Annotated in this window: 14 protein-coding genes; all 14 read left to right on the top strand. The window is 66.3% G+C overall.

The window, feature by feature from the left end:
- Positions 1-22: 22 nt before the first annotated feature.
- Positions 23-1,303, top strand: coding sequence for a nucleotide sugar dehydrogenase (locus tag FF090_RS12385; protein ID WP_138857016.1), 1,281 nt, complete (start codon positions 23-25; stop codon positions 1,301-1,303).
- A 116-nt stretch (positions 1,304-1,419) separates the two neighbouring features.
- Positions 1,420-2,376, top strand: coding sequence for a glycosyltransferase family 2 protein (locus FF090_RS12380; RefSeq protein ID WP_138857015.1), 957 nt, complete (start codon positions 1,420-1,422; stop codon positions 2,374-2,376).
- On the top strand, positions 2,373-3,131 hold the full coding sequence (locus tag FF090_RS12375; RefSeq protein WP_138857014.1) for a class I SAM-dependent methyltransferase: 759 nt from the start codon (positions 2,373-2,375) through the stop codon (positions 3,129-3,131). Before FF090_RS12380 ends, FF090_RS12375 begins: the two co-directional genes overlap by 4 nt.
- The gene (locus FF090_RS12370; protein ID WP_138857013.1) at positions 3,128-4,765 is read left to right on the top strand and encodes an HAD-IA family hydrolase; all 1,638 of its coding nucleotides are present in this window, start codon (positions 3,128-3,130) and stop codon (positions 4,763-4,765) included. The genes FF090_RS12375 and FF090_RS12370 overlap by 4 nt, the downstream gene beginning before the upstream one ends.
- On the top strand, positions 4,762-5,469 hold the full coding sequence (locus FF090_RS12365) for a WbqC family protein (protein WP_138857012.1): 708 nt from the start codon (positions 4,762-4,764) through the stop codon (positions 5,467-5,469). Before FF090_RS12370 ends, FF090_RS12365 begins: the two co-directional genes overlap by 4 nt.
- Positions 5,466-6,692, top strand: coding sequence for an ATP-grasp domain-containing protein (locus FF090_RS12360; RefSeq protein ID WP_138857011.1), 1,227 nt, complete (start codon positions 5,466-5,468; stop codon positions 6,690-6,692). Before FF090_RS12365 ends, FF090_RS12360 begins: the two co-directional genes overlap by 4 nt.
- Positions 6,679-7,461, top strand: a complete 783-nt coding sequence (locus tag FF090_RS12355) for an amidohydrolase family protein (RefSeq protein WP_138857010.1) — start codon at positions 6,679-6,681, stop codon at positions 7,459-7,461. Before FF090_RS12360 ends, FF090_RS12355 begins: the two co-directional genes overlap by 14 nt.
- A gap of 8 nt (positions 7,462-7,469) precedes the next feature.
- Positions 7,470-7,853, top strand: coding sequence for an EamA family transporter (locus tag FF090_RS12350; RefSeq protein WP_175423641.1), 384 nt, complete (start codon positions 7,470-7,472; stop codon positions 7,851-7,853).
- A gap of 17 nt (positions 7,854-7,870) precedes the next feature.
- Positions 7,871-8,992 carry a dTDP-4-amino-4,6-dideoxygalactose transaminase gene (rffA, locus tag FF090_RS12345; protein WP_138857009.1) on the top strand — a complete coding sequence of 374 codons (1,122 nt, stop codon included), beginning with the start codon at positions 7,871-7,873 and terminating at the stop codon, positions 8,990-8,992.
- The gene (locus FF090_RS12340; protein ID WP_175423640.1) at positions 8,983-10,485 is read left to right on the top strand and encodes an ArnT family glycosyltransferase; all 1,503 of its coding nucleotides are present in this window, start codon (positions 8,983-8,985) and stop codon (positions 10,483-10,485) included. Before rffA ends, FF090_RS12340 begins: the two co-directional genes overlap by 10 nt.
- The gene (locus FF090_RS12335) at positions 10,482-11,627 is read left to right on the top strand and encodes a TIGR03088 family PEP-CTERM/XrtA system glycosyltransferase (RefSeq protein ID WP_246071405.1); all 1,146 of its coding nucleotides are present in this window, start codon (positions 10,482-10,484) and stop codon (positions 11,625-11,627) included. The genes FF090_RS12340 and FF090_RS12335 overlap by 4 nt, the downstream gene beginning before the upstream one ends.
- Positions 11,628-11,631: 4 nt before the next feature.
- A complete protein-coding gene (locus FF090_RS12330) occupies positions 11,632-13,575 on the top strand; it encodes an XrtA/PEP-CTERM system amidotransferase (protein ID WP_138857007.1) in 1,944 nt (647 codons plus the stop codon).
- Positions 13,572-14,804, top strand: coding sequence for a TIGR04063 family PEP-CTERM/XrtA system glycosyltransferase (locus FF090_RS12325; RefSeq protein WP_246071404.1), 1,233 nt, complete (start codon positions 13,572-13,574; stop codon positions 14,802-14,804). Before FF090_RS12330 ends, FF090_RS12325 begins: the two co-directional genes overlap by 4 nt.
- 4 nt (positions 14,805-14,808) lie before the next feature.
- A complete protein-coding gene (gene asnB / locus FF090_RS12320; protein ID WP_138857006.1) occupies positions 14,809-16,743 on the top strand; it encodes an asparagine synthase (glutamine-hydrolyzing) in 1,935 nt (644 codons plus the stop codon).
- Positions 16,744-16,950 lie beyond the last annotated feature (207 nt).

Genomic DNA, 16,950 nt, shown 5'->3' with positions numbered 1-16,950 from the left:
ACGATCCGTGCTGGAGAACAAGATGACGACCTTGGCAGTGATTGGGCTGGGCTATGTGGGCCTGCCGCTGGTGGTGGAGTTTGGCAAGCAGATGCGCACCATCGGCTTTGACATTGCGCAGCACAAGGTGGATGCCTGCTTGAAGGGCACCGACCCTTCGCGCGAACTCAGCGACGAGCAGATGGCCTTGGCCACCCATGCCATTTACACCTCGGACCCCAAGATGCTGGGCGAGGCTGACATCATCATCGTCGCCGTGCCCACGCCGGTGGACGAAGCGCACATCCCTGACTTCAAGCCCCTGATCGGCAGCTCCACCAGCGCCGGCCGCCACATGAAGAAGGGCGCCATCGTGGTCTACGAGAGCACGGTCTACCCGGGCGCCACCGAAGAGGTCTGCATCCCCGTGTTGGAGAAGGAGTCCGGCCTGAAGTGGAAGCAGGACTTCTTTGTCGGTTACAGCCCCGAGCGCATCAACCCGGGCGACAAGGAACATACGCTGACCAAGATCCTCAAGATCGTCAGCGGCGACACGCCCGAGACCCTGGACGCCGTGGCCAAGCTCTACGAGCGCATCGTTGAGCCCGGCGTGCACCGCGCCAGCTCCATCAAGGCGGCCGAAGCCGCCAAGGTGATCGAGAACACCCAGCGCGACTTGAACATTGCGCTGATGAACGAGCTGGCCATCATCTTCGACAAGGTCGGCATCGACACCTCGGAAGTGCTGGAGGCCGCCGGCACGAAGTGGAACTTCCTGAAGTTCAAGCCGGGCCTGGTGGGCGGCCACTGCATTGGTGTGGACCCCTATTACCTGACCCACAAGGCCGAGATGCTGGGCTATCACCCCCAGGTCATCCTGGCCGGCCGGCGCATCAACGACGGCATGGCCAAGTTCATCGCCGAGCAGACCATCAAGCAGATGATTGCCGCGGGCAGCCATGTGAAGGGCGCGCGCGTCAATGTGCTGGGCCTGACCTTCAAGGAGAACTGCGGCGATCTGCGCAACTCCAAGGTCATCGACATCATCCGTGAGCTGGAAAGTTATGGCGTGGATGTGTTCGTCACTGACCCGCAAGCCGAGACCGAGGAAGCGATGCATGAGTACGGCGTGCGCCTGACGCCCTGGGCTGAGCTGCCCAAGGCCGATGCCATCGTCGCGGCGGTCTCGCATCGTGAGTTCATGGCCATGGGCGTCGATGAATTTGCTGCCAAATTGCTGCCTGAGGGTGTCTTCATTGACGTGAAGGCGGCCTTTGATGCACCGGCCCTGCGTGCTGCGGGCCTGCACGTCTGGCGTCTTTGATCGATTGAGGGCGCCGGCCGCTCGGCGGGTGCCCTTGGGTTTGCGCGGGGTTTGACGGGCGCAACACCAGCGCCGGGGTCAGGCTCGCCCTGATGGATGCTCAACCAGGAGCCAGGATGCCCTCGTCCCCGCCGACTGTTGAAGCCGCCCGGCCCGCCATCAGCTTGGTGGCCACGCTCTATCGCTCGCGCGCCTTTCTGCCGCGCTTTCTGGACGAGTGCCAAGCGGCACTGCGCAGTCGTGCCGGCGACGACTTCGAGATTGTGCTGGTCAACGACGGGTCACCCGATGACTCCCTGGCCTATGCCTTGAGTCGCCGCGCCGACGTCCCCGGCCTGGTGGTGGTGGACCTGTCGCGCAATTTCGGCCATCACGCGGCGATTCAGGCCGGTCTGAGCGTGGCGCGCGGCGAGCACGTCTGGCTGATCGATGCGGATCTGGAAGTCGCTCCCGCGGTACTGCCCGAGTTGCACGACAAGCTGCTCAGCAGCGGTGCCGATCTGGTGTTCGGTTATCAGGAGCGCCGCAAAGGGGGATGGTTCGAGCAAGCCAGTGGCGCGCTGTTCTGGCGCTTACTCAATCGCCTGTCGGACACCGCGGTGCCTGAGAACGTGCTGACCGAGCGTGTCATGAGCCGGCGCTTCGTGCAGTCCCTGCTCAGCCTGGGTGATCGCAGCCTGTTCTTGGGCGGCATGATGAGCTGGACCGGTTACCTGCAGATTGGCATGCCCATTGCCAAGAGCCAGCGCGAGGGGGCCAGCACCTACACCCTGGCCAAGCGCTTGCAGCTCATGACCACAGCGGTCAGTTCGTTCTCTGCAAAGCCGCTCACCGCCATGTTTCCGGCAGGCCTCACCATCACGCTGCTGGCCTTTGGCTACGCGCTCTACCTGGTGCTGCGCAAGCTGATCTGGGGGGATGCCTTGCTCGGATTTACGTCCTTGATGGCCTTGGGTGCGCTCAGCCTCGGGGTGCTCACCACCGGCCTGGGGCTCTTGGGCATCTACCTGGGCAAGGTCTACACCCAAGTGCAGGCTAGGCCGACCTTCATCATTCGGGACTTGCACCGGTGAGCGCCCTGGACCAACACGCCGGTGCATTTGCCCCGGGTTTTGTGCACTACGAGGAGAACCGCCTCGTTCATGCCGCGTACGGCCAACGCTTGCGCGCGATGCTGGCGCCGGGTCAGGCTGTGTTGAGCTTGGGAGTGGGCCATCAAGAGGTCGGGCAGGCCCTGTTGGGCGCGCTGCGCCAGGGACAGCTCGGTCGCTATGTCTTGATCGATGCAGCACCCAGCCTGCTGCAAGCCTTTGCGGTCGCCCAGGCGCCCTTACCACTGGGCTTGAGCCTGGTGGAGGCCTGGTTCGAGTCCTATGAGGACGCGCAGGGCTTCGACCTCATCGAGGCCGGCTTTGTGCTCGAGCATGTGGACGACCCAGCTCGGTTGCTGTGCCATTTGCATGGGCTTTTGAAGCCGGGTGGCCGCTTGTGTGTGGCCGTGCCCAATGCCCTGTCACTGCATCGGCGCCTGGGTCATGCGGCGGGCCTCCTGGCTGACTGCCACCAGCTCAGCCCGGCCGATCACGCGCTCGGCCACCGTCGCTACTTCGATGTTGCGGGTCTGACGGAACTGGTGCGCTCCTGTGGCTGGCAGGTCGAGTGCTGTGAGGGCCTGCTGCTTAAGCCCTTCACCACCGCGCAACTGGACCAGCTGACCCTGAGTCCGGCGGTCTGGTCCGCCCTGCAGCAGGTGGCGGCACCGTATCCGGAGCTGTCGAATGCCTTCTGCATGGAACTCCGCGCTGCGCCGGCGGGTCACTCTGTATGAGCGTCGCCCTGGTGCTCTCAGGGGGTGGCCTGGCCGGCCTGGCCTTGGTGCGCGCCTTGCGGGCGCTGCCGGGCTGGCGGGTGCTGGTGGCCGACCACTTCGACGAGAACCTGACCCGCTACGAGGCCCACGGCTATCACCAGGCCCCACCGCTGGCGCAGCAGGGAGCGTTTGCCCACTTCGTGCAGGACCTGGTGCGGCGCGAGGGCGTGCAGGCGGTTTTCCCGGCCACCGACCACGAACTGCCGGCCTTGCTGGCTCTTCGCCCCGCACTGGCGGCCATGGGCTGCAAGGCTTGGGTGTCTGACGCGGCGGTACTCGCCCTGGCTCGCAGCAAGCGCAGCTTCTATGGTTGGCTGCGGGATCTAGGCCTGCCGGTGCTGCCGTTCTGGGCCGATCCCTGCGCGCCAGGTGCGTCCTTTCCGCTCTTGGGCAAGCCCGACCTCGGCTGGGGCGGGCGGGGGCTGGTGACCCTGCAGTCGCCGCCCGCCGCGGACGCGGTGCCGGAGGGCGACTGGGTCTGGCAGGCCGCCCTGGCCGAATTTGACGAGTACTCCGTCGACCTGGCCCTGGACGACGAGGGCCGCTGCAGCCCCATCCAGCCGCGCCGGCGCGTTCGGGTCATGGGTGGCTTTGCCATGCTGGGCGAACCCGGCGCACCGCCGCCAGTGATGGCACTGGTAGCGCATTTGATGCAAGCCCTTGCGGATCTGGGCGGGCGCGGCGTCTTTAATGTGCAAATCCTGCTGGAGCTCAGCGGTGCGGCGTGGATTTCGGACTTGAATGCGCGGGTGGGCAGCTCGCTGCCGCTGACCCTGGCCGCAGGCCCGAATCCCTTGGCACATTTGCTGAAAGCCGAGGCGCCCAACTTGGGGGAGGCGCCTGCGAGGCGAACCCTGCGCCAATTGCGAGAACGCCGTGTGCCAGCGCACGACTTCAGCGGATTGCGAGGACTGGTGTTTGACCTGGACGACACCCTGGTCGACCAGAAGGCCTGGATCCTGGCCAAGCTGGCGCTCACGCATGCGGCTCTTGAGTCCGAATTGCCGCAATGGCCGGCGTGGCGCGATGCCGTGATGCTGATCCTCGAGGAGGGCGAGCGGGCGCGCTGCTTTGACAGCTGGTGCGAGCAGGCGGGGGCGGGTGAGGCCTTGAGGCTGCGCCTGATCGAAGCCTACCGTGCTGTCCAACCCGCGCACTGTCCGGTCTACCCGGATGTGGCGGCGGTGTTGGCCCAGTTGCGGTCGCAAGGTTGGCGCCTGGGCCTGCTGAGTGACAACCCGGCGGTCTCGCAGCGCGCCAAGCTGGCGGCTTGCAATTTGGAGAGCGCCCTGGACGCGGTGGTGCTCACCGGCGATCTGGGCCTGCGCAAGCCCGCCCCCGCTTGCTTCGAGGCGGCCGCCCAGGCCCTGCAGCTGGCCCCGCAGCAACTCGCCATGGTCGGCGATCACCCCTGGCGCGATGCACGCGGCGCGCTGGACGCGGGCTATGCCCATGCCTTCTTGGTGCAGCGCCCCGGCGCCTTCTTCAACTTCGGTGCGGCCCAGCGCCAGGCCTGGTTGCCGGCCCACCGCCACACCGTGCTGGAAGAAGGCCTGCACGAACTGCATTGGGTGCTGGGGGATCTGCGATGAGCGCCACGGCAGCGCTGAAGGTGGCCGTCCTGCAGTCCAACTACATCCCCTGGAAGGGCTACTTCGACCTGATTGCCTCGGTGGATCTGTTCATCTTCTATGACGATGTGCAGTACACCCACTCCGACTGGCGCAATCGCAATCGAATCAAGACCGCCCAGGGCCTGCAGTGGTTGAGCGTGCCGGTCGGCGCCTCGCGCCAGCGCCTGATTCACGAAGTGCAGATTGAAGACGCCCATTGGCAGCGCAAGCACTGGACCAGCCTGCAGCAGGCCTATGGGCGGGCACCGCACTTCGAACGCTACCGGCCCTTCCTGGAGTGGGTTTACTGCGAGCAGCGCTGGACTCACTTGAGCCAGCTCAACCAGACCCTGGTGCGTCACATCGCTCAGACCGAGCTGGGCCTGAGCACGCGCTTTGCCGATTCGCGCGACTACCCGGCCGAAGGCCGGCGACTCGATCGTTTGCTCCATCTGCTGGTCAAGGCCGGGGCCACCCACTATCTGTCTGGCCCTGCCGCGCGCTCCTACATCGAGCCCGAGCGCTTCGAGCAGGCCGGCATCGGCTTGAGCTGGATGGACTACAGCGCCTACCCGGAGTACCCGCAACTGCACGGCCCCTTTGAGCATGCGGTGACGGTGCTGGATCTGCTTTTCCACGTCGGCCCCGAGGCCGCTCTGCATTTGCAGCGGAGGTCTGCATGAGACCGCCGCTGCTGATGGTGCTGGGCGCCGGCCCCTGGCAGCTGCCGGTGATCCGCCGGGCTAAGGCCTTGGGTGTGCGCGTGTTGGCGGTGGACCGTGACGCCGACCGCCCCGGCTACCGCGAAGCCCAGGCTTGCGCGCAGGCCGATCTTTACGACGTCGAGGCCTTGACGCGATTGGCTCGTGAGCACCGCGTGGATGGGGTGCTGGCCCCCACCAGCGACGTGGGCGTGGCGAGCGCGGCGGCGGTGGCTGAAGCATTGGGACTGCCCGGCATCGGCCGGGCCGCAGCCCTGGCTTGCACCGACAAGTCGGCACTGGCCCAGACCCTGCGCCGCGCGCCTCAAGGGGGGCGCGACAGCCTGTGTCTATGGCCCGATCAGGAGCCCGCATGCGATTGGACGGCTTGGCCTGTGGTGGTGAAACCGGTGGATGCACAGTCGGGCCGTGGGGTGCGCATCGTGCAGCAGGCCGATGCGCTGCCGGCCGCCCTGGCCCACGCGCGCGCGCACAGCCGCAGCGGCCGGGTGCTGCTGGACCCCTGGATCCCAGGCGTGGAGCACATCGCGGATGTCTTTGTCTGGCAGGGGCGGATCACCTTCCTCGGTCTGTGCCGCAAGACGGCCGATCCGACCAACCCCACCGTGGCGGCCGAGCTGAACTATCTGGCCGGGGCCGAGTTCTGCGCCCTGGCCGAACAGGTTGAGCCTGTGCTGCGCACTTGGTTGGAGTTGATCGGCCTGCGCCAGGGCATCTGCCACCTCGAGTTCATTCTCAACGGCACCGGGCTGTGGCCCATCGACTGCGCCGCGCGCGGTGGCGGCGCCATGATCTACACGCATGTGCTGCCGGCCGTCAGCGGGGTGGACGCCGTGGCCGCTTCCATCCAGGCTGCGCTGGGTCGCACCCCGGACCTGCGCACCGGGGCACGCCAGGCCGTTTGCGTGGCCTTTGCCCGCACCGATGCCGGTTGGCTGCGCGGTGTGCAAGGTCTGGAGCGTTTGCCCAGGCTGCCGGGCGTTCTGGGCTGGCATGTGGCGGCCAAGGTGGGCGACCGCCTGGGCGTGGCGGTGGACAAGGATGCGCGCCCAGCCTGGGTGGTGGCCGGCGCCCCTGAGTTGGAAGTGGCGCGCCAACGCGCCCAGGCTGCGCTGCGGGCCCTGAACTGGGAAATCCAGTCCCAGCCCCCGATCCCCCAAGGAGCGTGCGATGCGATTCTTTGATTCCCTCACCCATGTGACCCATGACGGGCGCTGGTTTGGCGAAACCCACTGTGATGCCCGACTTGACACCTTGCTGAGCGATATGGAAGCCGCGCAGGTCCAGCGCGCACTGTTGGTGGGTATTGCCGGCTACACGGATAACGCCAGCATCCTGGCCGCCACCTTGTCCCACCCGGGGCGATTTGTGCCCATTGCCGGCTTGGACCCCAGTCTGCTGGCCACCACGCGGCGGGTCGAGGCCGTGCTCAAGAGCCTCAAAGCCCAGGGTTTTGTCGGCATCAAGCTGCACCCGCGCCTGAACGGCTACGACCCCTTGAGCGAACGCTGCCAGGCTGCCATCGATGTGGCCGGCGACCTGGGCCTGACTGTGTTGCTGGATACCCTGTTTCGCCGTCGCGGCCTGGCCACCCGTCATGCGCCCGATGTGATCGACCAACTGGCGGCCAGTTTTCCGCACACCCGCATGCTGCTGCTGCACGGTACCGGCCCCAGCATGATGGAGCTCTACGAGATCGTGCGGGCCTACGACCAGCTGCGCCTGGACCTGTCCTTCACGCTGATGCGCTACCGCGGCAATGAGCGGCTGGACGCTGATATGCATTTTTTGTTCAAGAGCACCGATCAGCTCGTCACCATCGGTTCGGACTGGCCCGAGTACAGCCCGGCCGCCACGCTCAAGCGTTTTGCGGAGCTCACGATCGGCATTGAGCCTGAGCGCCTGGAGAACATTGTGTGGGGCAATCTGAACCGTTGGTTCCCGCAACCATGAAGCCCGCAATGCCGCCCACATTCGACATGCTGGGGCATGCCTTCATTGCCCTGACCCTGCTACTGACCGTCTACGGCCAGCTGGTGCTGAAGTGGCAGATGGGCCAGGTCGGTGCCCTGCCGCCCGGTGCACTGGAGAAGTTGATCTTCTTGCTGCGCCAGTTGCTCAACCCTTGGATCCTGAGTGGCTATGTCTCGGCCTTGCTGGCCTCGCTGGCCTGGATGGCGGCGATGACGCGCTTTGAGCTGGGCTATGCCTACCCCTTTATGAGCTTGGCCTTCGTGATCGTGATGGGCTTTGGCGCGTTGTTCCTGGGTGAGAGCGTGGGCTCGGCAAAGATTCTGGGCACCTTGATGGTGGTGGCGGGTCTGGTGCTGATTGCACGGGGCTGAACGCAATGGAGAAGGCCATGATTCCCTTCAACAAGCCGCACATGACGGGCCGCGAGTTGGCCTACATCGCCCAAGCCCATGGCCTGGGGCATCTGGCGGGGAATGGCGAGTTCACTCGCCGCTGCCACGTCTGGCTGGAAGCGCAGACCGGCTGTGGCCGTGCCCTGTTGACCCACTCCTGCACGGCGGCGCTGGAGATGGCGGCCCTGCTGCTGGATTTGCAGCCGGGCGACGAGGTCATCATGCCCAGCTACACCTTTGTCTCCACCGCCAATGCCTTTGTGCTGCGCGGCGCGGTGCCGGTGTTCGTGGACATCCGTGCCGACACCTTGAATCTGGACGAGACGCAGATCGAAGCGGCCATCACGCCGCGTACGCGCGCCATCGTGGTGGTCCATTACGCCGGGGTGGGCTGTGAGATGGATGCCATCCTGGCCCTGGCGCAGCGTCACGGTCTGAGAGTCATCGAGGACGCCGCGCAGGCCCTGGGTTCAAGCTACCGCGGCCGACCCCTGGGCAGCCTGGGCGATGCGGCCGCGCTCTCGTTTCACGAGACCAAGAACATCATTGCCGGGGAGGGCGGGGCGCTACTGGTCAACGCCCCTGAATGGTCTGAGCGCGCCGAAGTGATGCGCGAGAAGGGCACCAACCGTGCGCAGTTCTTTCGCGGTCAGGTGGACAAGTACACCTGGGTCGATGTGGGCTCGTCCTTCCTGCCCGGTGAGTTGATTGCGGCCTTCTTGCTGGCGCAGTTTGAGGAAGCGCAGGCCATCACGGCCGCACGCATGGCGCTTTGGCAGCGCTATCACGAGGCCTTTGCCGAACAGGAGCGGCAGGGCCTGGTGCGCCGGCCGGTGCTGCCGGCGCATTGCGAGCACAACGCCCATATGTACTACCTGCTGCTGCCGGATCTGGCGCGTCGCAGCGCCCTGATCGAGGGCCTGAAGGCACGCGGCGTGCAGGCAGTGTTCCATTACGTGCCCTTGCACAGGGCCCCGGCCGGGCAGCGCTTTGCTCGCGCGGCCGGGGCCCTGCCGGTGACCGATGCCGTCAGTGAGCGGCTTCTACGCCTGCCGCTTTGGTTGGGGCTGGAGCCCGAACAGGATCGGGTGATCGAGGCCGTGCGGGCGTGTTTGTGAATTGCTTCTGTCCGGAGCGCGCCGATTGGCGCGCCTGGTGCCTGCTCTTGGGCACGGCGCTGGGCTTGCGTCTGCTCTTTTATTCGGGTTTTTTTGGCTCGGACGAGTTGACCTATGTGCTGCACGCCTACCGGCTGCTGGACGGCGACTGGTCGGTATCTCCCTATGTGGGCGGCAATCGTTATGGGTGGAGTCTGCCAGTAGCCGGACTGGCAGCGCTTCTGGGACGGGCCGAATGGGTAGCAGCCAGCTATTCCATGGCCTGCTCGGTAGCCGAGATCGCCTTGCTCGCCGGCCTGGGAGGAGTCCTGGTAGGGCAGCGCACGGCCTGGGCGGCGGCCTGGGTGCTGGCCTTCACGCCCATGCACATCCATCTGTCCGGCCGCCTGGACGCCGACGCTCCCATGGCCCTCGCTGTGAGCGCCAGCTTCTTGCTGTTCTGCTGGGGCGAACTGCAAGTCCGCCGCCTGGGTTTTCTGGCCGCCGGATTGGCGGCGGGCTGGGCCTTCTGGCTCAAGCCGGCAGCTTGCGTCTACTTGGGAGTTTTTGCGCTCCTGCCTGTGGTTCTTTGGCGCTGGCGCTCGGCCTGGGTCTGGGCGGTGCTGGGCCTGGCGCTGATGGTGGGCGCCAACTGCCTGTGGTTTGGCGTGCTTACGGGAGATGGTGCCTTTCTCTTCAAGGCGATGTCCGCGCGCCGCGCCAGCGGCTATCTGGAGGCCGAGATGGCCGCCGGCGCGGCGCGCGATGCACCGTACTTCTATCTCCAGTACTTGTTTTTCAAGATCCACCATACCGGGCTGATGGGGCCCCTGGCTCTGCTGGGTCTGGGCGCGTTGTGGCGGCAGCGCTCGGCGCCTGGCGCGCGCTTGACGCTACTTTGGAGCATGGGCCTGCTGGCCTTGCTGTCACTTTTGCCGATTGGGTGGTCGCCTCTGGTCTTGATCCCCAAGCAAACCAACTACATGGCGCTGTTCCTGGCGCCGTTGGCGCTGCTGGCGGCGCTTGGCTTGCAGCGACTGCCGCGCGCTGTCTGGGGTGCGATGGCGGTCACGGGCCTGTTGTTCGCTGCACTGTTGCAAGCCCAGGTGGCGGTGTTCACGGCCAACAGTCGTGCGTTGCTAGAGCGCGCACGCCTGACGCCTGAGCAGATTTTCTGGGTCAGCTCCAATGCCCATCGGGCGGCCGTGTTCGAGATGTTGGTGCGACAGCCTCTGCCGCAGGTGCGATCACTGGATCTGTGGACGCCCGGGCAGCCCGGACTGGCCTACCTGGATCCCCAGACTCTCGCTTGGGGGCGAATGGAACGCTTCCCAAGTGTGGCCGAGCGACCGATCTGTTGGCAGCCAGCCGGCGAACTGCAAGGTCGTGCCCAGGGTGCTGGACCGGCCCTGCTTCGCGGCTTGTTTCAAGTCTGGCCCGGGCCTTTGCCCGTTCCCATGCAGGCCCTGGTCACGCCTCAACCTGCACTGCTTTTTTCCCTGGAGTCCTGTTGAACGCCCCCCTCATCCTGCACGTCGTCTACCGCTTCGATACGGGCGGTCTTGAAAACGGCGTGGTCAATCTGATCAACCGCTTGGAGGGCTACCGCCACGCGGTGCTGGCCCTGGACCGCTGTGAGCCGAGCTTTTGCGCCCGGGTACAGCGTACGGACACCGAGTTTCTGGCCCTGAACAAGCCGCCCGGGCAATCGCTCAAGGTGGCACCGGCGTTCCTGAGTGCGCTGCGGCGACTCAAGCCCGCGGTGGTGCACACCCGCAATCTGGCGGCACTGGAGATGCAGTTGCCCGCTTGGTGGGATGGCCGCGCAGCGCGCGTGCACGGTGAACACGGCCGCGATGCCGATGACTTGGCGGGGTTGTCCAAACGCCATCAGTGGATGCGGCGGATCTACATGCCCTTTGTGCAGCGCTATGTGGCCCTTTCTGGCGAGTTGGAGGGCTATCTGCGCGATCGAGTGGGCGTGCCGGCCGCGCGCATCCAGCGCATTTGCAACGGGGTGGACACCGAGCGCTTCCAGCCCGGCAGCCGCCGTCTGGCGCTGGAGGGCTCGCCCTTCAACGACCCGAGCCTCTTTGTCGTTGGCACTGTTGGGCGCATGCAGGCGGTCAAGGCCCAGACCGACCTGGTCGAGGCTTTCATCTTGGCGCTGCAGCGCCAACCGGAACTGCGCAGCCGCTTGCGCCTGGCTCTGGTGGGTGACGGGCCGCTGCGGGCGCAGTGTCAGCAGCGGCTGTCGGCCGCCGGCGTGGCCGATCTGGCCTGGCTGGCGGGCGAGCGCCGCGACGTGCCGGCCGTGATGCAGGGCCTGGACGCCTTTGTGCTGCCCTCGTTGGCCGAGGGCATTTCCAACACCATCCTGGAGGCCATGGCCAGCGGCCTGCCCGTGCTGGCCACCGATGTGGGGGGCAATGCCGAGCTGGTGGATGCCCCGCGCACTGGCGCCTTGGTTCCTGCGGGCCAGCCTTTGGCCATGGTCGACACCCTATGCACCTGGGCCACCGACCCGGTTGCCGTGCAGGCTATGGGTCGGGCGGCGCGCCACCGAGCTGAGGGGCGCTTCAGTCTGAAAGCCATGGTGGGGGCCTACGATGCGCTCTATCGCGGCCTTTTGGGCCGCTCTTTGCTTCAAGACTGAACCCATGTGCGGCATTACCGGACTTTTTGACACCCGCCAGACGCGCACGCCCGAGCGTGAGCGCCTGCACCGGATGAATGAATCGCAGCACCACCGTGGCCCCGATGAGGGCGAGCTGCACATTCAGCCCGGCCTGGGCCTGGGCCATCGGCGCCTGTCGATCATCGACATCGCCACCGGCCAGCAGCCCATCTTCAACGACGACCGTTCGGTGGCCTTGGTCTTCAACGGTGAGATCTACAACTACCTGGAGCTGATGCAGGAGCTGCGCGCCGCCGGCTACAGCTTCCGTACCAAGAGCGACAGCGAGACCATCGTGCGCGCCTGGGAGCACTGGGGCGAGGACTGCGTCAAGCACCTGCGCGGCATGTTTGCTTTTGCCATCCATGACGCGCGACGCCAGACGCTCTTCATGGCGCGCGACCGCATGGGGGTCAAGCCTTTCCATTACGCGCTGCTGCCCGATGGCTGGCTGCTGTTCGGCTCCGAACTTAAGAGCCTCTTGGCCCATGGTGGATTGAGCCGCGAGCTCGACCCGCATGCGGTCGAGGAGTACTTCGCGCTGGGTTATGCGGCCGAGCCGCGCACCGTGTTCAAGGGCGCCAAAAAGTTGGAGCCCGGGCATTGCGTGCTCTGGAAGCGTGGCGAAGCGCCTCCACAGTCGCGTCCCTATTGGGATGTGCGCTTCACACTGGACAACACCATCAGCCAGCGCGATGCGGAGGTGGAGCTGCGCCAGCGCCTGGACGAGGCCGTGAAGCTGCGTCTTCAGAGCGAGCGCACCTTGGGCGCCTTCCTCTCGGGTGGGGTGGACTCGAGCGCCGTCGTGGCCTCCATGGCCGGCATGATGAGCGAGCCGGTCAACACCTGCTCAATTGCCTTTGACGACCCCAAGTTCAACGAGAGCCAGTTCGCGCAAATCGTCGCCGACCGCTACAAGACCAACCACCGGGTGGAGATGGTCAAGAGCGACGACTTCGACCTGATCGACACCCTGGCGCGGCTCTATGACGAGCCCTATGCCGACAGCTCGGCCATCCCGACCTACCGCGTCTGCCAGCTGGCGCGCCAGCATGTGACGGTGGCCTTGTCGGGTGACGGGGGCGACGAGACCTTTGGCGGGTACCGGCGCTACCGCATGCACCTGATGGAAGAGCGCATGCGCGCCGCGCTGCCCTATGGCTTGCGCAAAACGGTGTTTGGCACTCTGGGCAGGGTCTATCCCAAGCTGGACTGGGCGCCGCGCTTCCTGCGCGGCAAGACCACCTTCGAGGGCCTGGCGCGCAGTTCGGTGCAGGCCTATTTCCACTCGGTCTCCATCCTGCGTGGGCCGATGCGCGCGCAGCTGTTTTCCGACCAGTTCAAGCGCGAGCTGGCGGGCTACAACGCCTTTGAGGTTTTCGAACGCCATGGCGCGGCAGCCGGAACGGATGACCCGCTGGCCCTGATCCAGTACCTGGACTACAAGACTTATCTGGTGGGCGACATCAACACCAAGGTGGATCGCGCCTCGATGGCGCATTCGCTGGAGGTGCGCGAGCCGTTGATGGATCACCCACTGATCGAGTGGCTGGCCACGCTGCCTTCCAGCCTCAAGATCCAGGGCCAGGAGGGCAAGTACCTCTTCAAGAAGGCCATGGAGCCGCTGTTGCCCGACGACATCCTCTATCGCCCCAAGATGGGCTTTGCCGTGCCGCTGGCGCGCTGGTTCCGTGGTCCCTTGAAGCAGCGTGTGCGCGACGCCATTCTGGGCGAGCGTCTGGCCAGCACCGGCTGGTTCAACCGCGCCTACCTGGAGCATCTGGTGGACGCCCACCAGTCCGGCAAGAGTGACTACAGCGCCCCGCTGTGGACGCTGATGATGTTTGAAGCCTTCCTTCGCCAGGTGGTGGACGCCCCTGAATCCATTGGTTTGCCGGTGCCACAAGCTGCGCCCCAGTTCGCATGAGCGCTGTCAGTCCCTTGAAGGTCCTGCATGTGCTGGACCATTCCCTGCCGCTGCACAGCGGCTACACCTTCCGCACCCTGGCCCTGCTGCGTGAACAGCGCAAGCGCGGCTGGGACACTTTGCACCTGACCAGCCCGAAGCAGGGCGCCGACACTGCGTTGGAGAGCCAAGTCGATGGTTGGACCTTCTATCGCACGCCCTCCAGCGCGCAGGACGGCTTGTTGACGCAGATGCGCCAGACCGCCGCGCGACTGCGCCAGTTGGTGGATCAGCACCGACCCGATGTGATCCATGCCCATTCGCCGGTGCTCAATGCGCTGCCGGCGCTGTGGGTGGGCCGCGCGACCGGGGTGCCGGTGGTTTACGAGATGCGTGCATCCTGGGAGGACGCGGCCGTCGACCATGGCACGACCACCGAGGGCAGCCTGCGCTACCGCGTCTCGCGCGCGCTGGAGAGCTTTGCCCTGAAACGGGCAGATGCCGTGACCACCATCTGCGAAGGACTGCGCGGCGACATCCTGAGCCGCGGCCTGGCCGCCGAAGCCGTCACCGTCATCCCCAACGCGGTCGATGTCGAGTCCTTCCAGTTCGGCGTGGCCGCGGACCCGGCCCTGCGGCGCGAGTTGGGCCTGGAGGGCTGCACGGTGCTGGGCTTTGCCGGCTCCTTCTACAAGTACGAAGGCCTGCATCTGGTGATCGAGGCCCTGGCGGCGCTGCGCTCGCGCCACCCCAGCCTGCGCCTGCTGCTGGTGGGCGGCGGGCCGGAGGAAGAACGCTTGAAGGCCCAGGTGGCTGCCTTGGGTGTGGGTGACATCGTGCGCTTCACCGGCCGCGTGCCGCATGCACAGGTGGCGCGCTATTACGAGCAGATCGACCTGCTCTGCTATGCGCGATTGCCCATTCGCCTGACCGAGCTGGTGACGCCGCTCAAGCCCCTGGAGGCCATGGCCCAGGGCCGCGTGCTGCTGGCCAGTGACGTGGGGGGGCACCGCGAGCTGATTCGCGACGGCCACACCGGCTACCTCTGCCCGGCCGGTTCGGCCCAAGAGTGGGCCGCTGGCGTGGAGCGCGCCTTGGCGGGTCAGGCCCAGTGGGATCAGATCCGGCGCCAAGGGCGAGCCTTTGTCGAAACCGAACGCACCTGGCGCAACAGTGTGGCGCGCTACCCTGAGGTGTACCGCCGTGCGTTGGCGCGGCAGGGCCGCAGCCATGCGGCCCTAGGAGCTTGAGAGCATGTGCGGCATTCACGGATTGATCCAGCTCGACGGCCGCGCCGTCGAGTCGCAATGGCTGACGGCCATGGGCGACATCACCGCCCACCGCGGCCCCGATGACGAGGGCCAGCACATCGACGGCGACTGCGGCATTGCGATGCGGCGCCTCTCGATCATCGACCTGAGCGGGGGCCACCAGCCGCTGTCCAGCGCCGACGGCCAGGTCTGGCTGGTCTGCAATGGCGAGATCTACAACTACCGCGAGCTGCGTCAGGAGCTGATCGCGCGTGGACACAGCTTCAAGACCCACAGTGACTCCGAGGTGCTGCTGCAGGGCTATCTGGCCTGGGGCGATGCGGTGGTCGAGCGCCTGAACGGCATGTTCGACTTCGCGCTCTGGGATGCGCGCAGCCGCCGCCTGCTGATCGGCCGCGATCCCTTGGGCGTCAAGCCGCTCTATGTGCTGCAGGACGGCCAGCGTTTGGGCTTCGCCACCGAGGCCAAGGCCCTGCTGAAGCTGCCCGGCGTGCGCGCCGAACTCAACCGCGAAGCCCTGCCGGATTACCTGCACCTGGGCTATGTGCCCGCGCCGCTGTCCCTCTTCAAGGGCATTCGCAAGCTGCCGCCGGCCACCTTGTTGTCGGTGCAGGGCGGTCAGGTCAAGGAATGGCGTTACTGGCGGTTGTCGGATCAAAACGTCCGCGTCGACCGCACGGCCACGCGCGAGGACTGGCTGGCGCGCACGCGTGAACATCTGGAGCGCGCGGTGCGCATGCAGATGGTGGCCGATGTGCCCATCGGCGCCTTCCTGTCGGGCGGCGTCGATTCCAGCGCGGTGGTGGCCTATATGGCCCAGCAGTCCAGCCAGCCCATCCGCACCTATGCCATTGGCTTTGAAGGTGGCGCGGCCGAGACGCTCTACAACGAGCTGCCCTTTGCGCGCCAGGTCAGCCAGCTCTTTGGCACCGAGCACCACGAAATCGTCGTCAAGCCCGATGTGGTGGGGCTGCTGCCCAAGCTGCTCTGGCATATGGATGAGCCGCTGGCCGACTCGGCCTTCATCACCACCTACCTGGTGAGCCAGTTTGCGCGCCAGGATGTGAAGGTCATCCTCTCCGGCGTCGGCGGCGATGAGCTGTTTGGCGGCTACCGCCGCTACCTGGGCGACCACTACGCCGCCAAATGGGGCGCCATCCCCGGCCCGTTGCGGCGGGTGGCTTCGGCGGTGGCGGGCTACCTGCCGGCCGACCGCCACGCCAAGTGGCTGAACGTGCTGCGCCTGGCCAAGGGCTTCATCCAGACCGCTGAGCTGGATAGCGACAGCCGCTACCGCCACTACGTGCAGGTGCTGGGCCGCGAAGGCGTCAAGGCCCTGTTGCTGGACGGTGCCGGGACGCACGATGCCCTGGGCGCCGCGCTGGCCGCCGCGCCCCGCAGCGACGCCTTGACCCGTTTGCTGGCCGTGGACGCCGAGACCCAGCTGCCCGACGACCTCCTGATGCTGACCGACAAGATGAGCATGGCGGTGTCGCTGGAGTGCCGCGTGCCGCTGCTGGACCCGGAACTGGTGGCCATGGCGGCCAGCATGCCCGCCGACATCAAGATCGCCGGTGGGCAGTTGAAGCATGTGCTCAAGGCTGCCCTGGCCGAAAAGCTGCCGCAGGACATCCTGCACCGCGCCAAGCGCGGCTTCGGCACGCCCATGGGCGCCTGGCTGAAGGCTTCGCTGCAGCCCCTGCTGCAGGGCCTGCTGGCCCCCGAAGTCATCCGCGCCCGCGGCTGGCTGGCGCCTGAGCCGGTGCAACGCCTGATGGCCGAGCACCAGGCGGCCAAGGCCGACCACACCGATGTGCTCTTGGCGCTCTTGAATCTGGAAGTCTGGGCCCGCCTCTACCTGGACGGCCGCGATCCGGCCAGCCTGGCGGATGAATTCCACGCGATGTTGAAGCGATGAGCGCCTGCCTATCCATTCCCGCACGGCTCGGTGCCTTGACATCAGGTCGCTGGGGTGCCGTGTGGAGTGAAGTCAAGGAGGAGGCGACGGCCGTTAGGCCGTTGCAGGGGGACATGAGCGCAACACGGTACCCCAGTGGCCTGATTCGCTCGGTGCTCGCAGGCCAATCGCCGCGTGCTGAGACCGAGCTCTGCGAGGCCGCAGGGT

The sequence above is a fragment of the Inhella inkyongensis genome, from assembly GCF_005952805.1.
Lineage (GTDB): Bacteria > Pseudomonadota > Gammaproteobacteria > Burkholderiales > Burkholderiaceae_C > Inhella > Inhella inkyongensis.
Note: the sequence above shows the minus strand (reverse complement) of the source record. Positions and strands in the feature narration are given on the sequence as shown.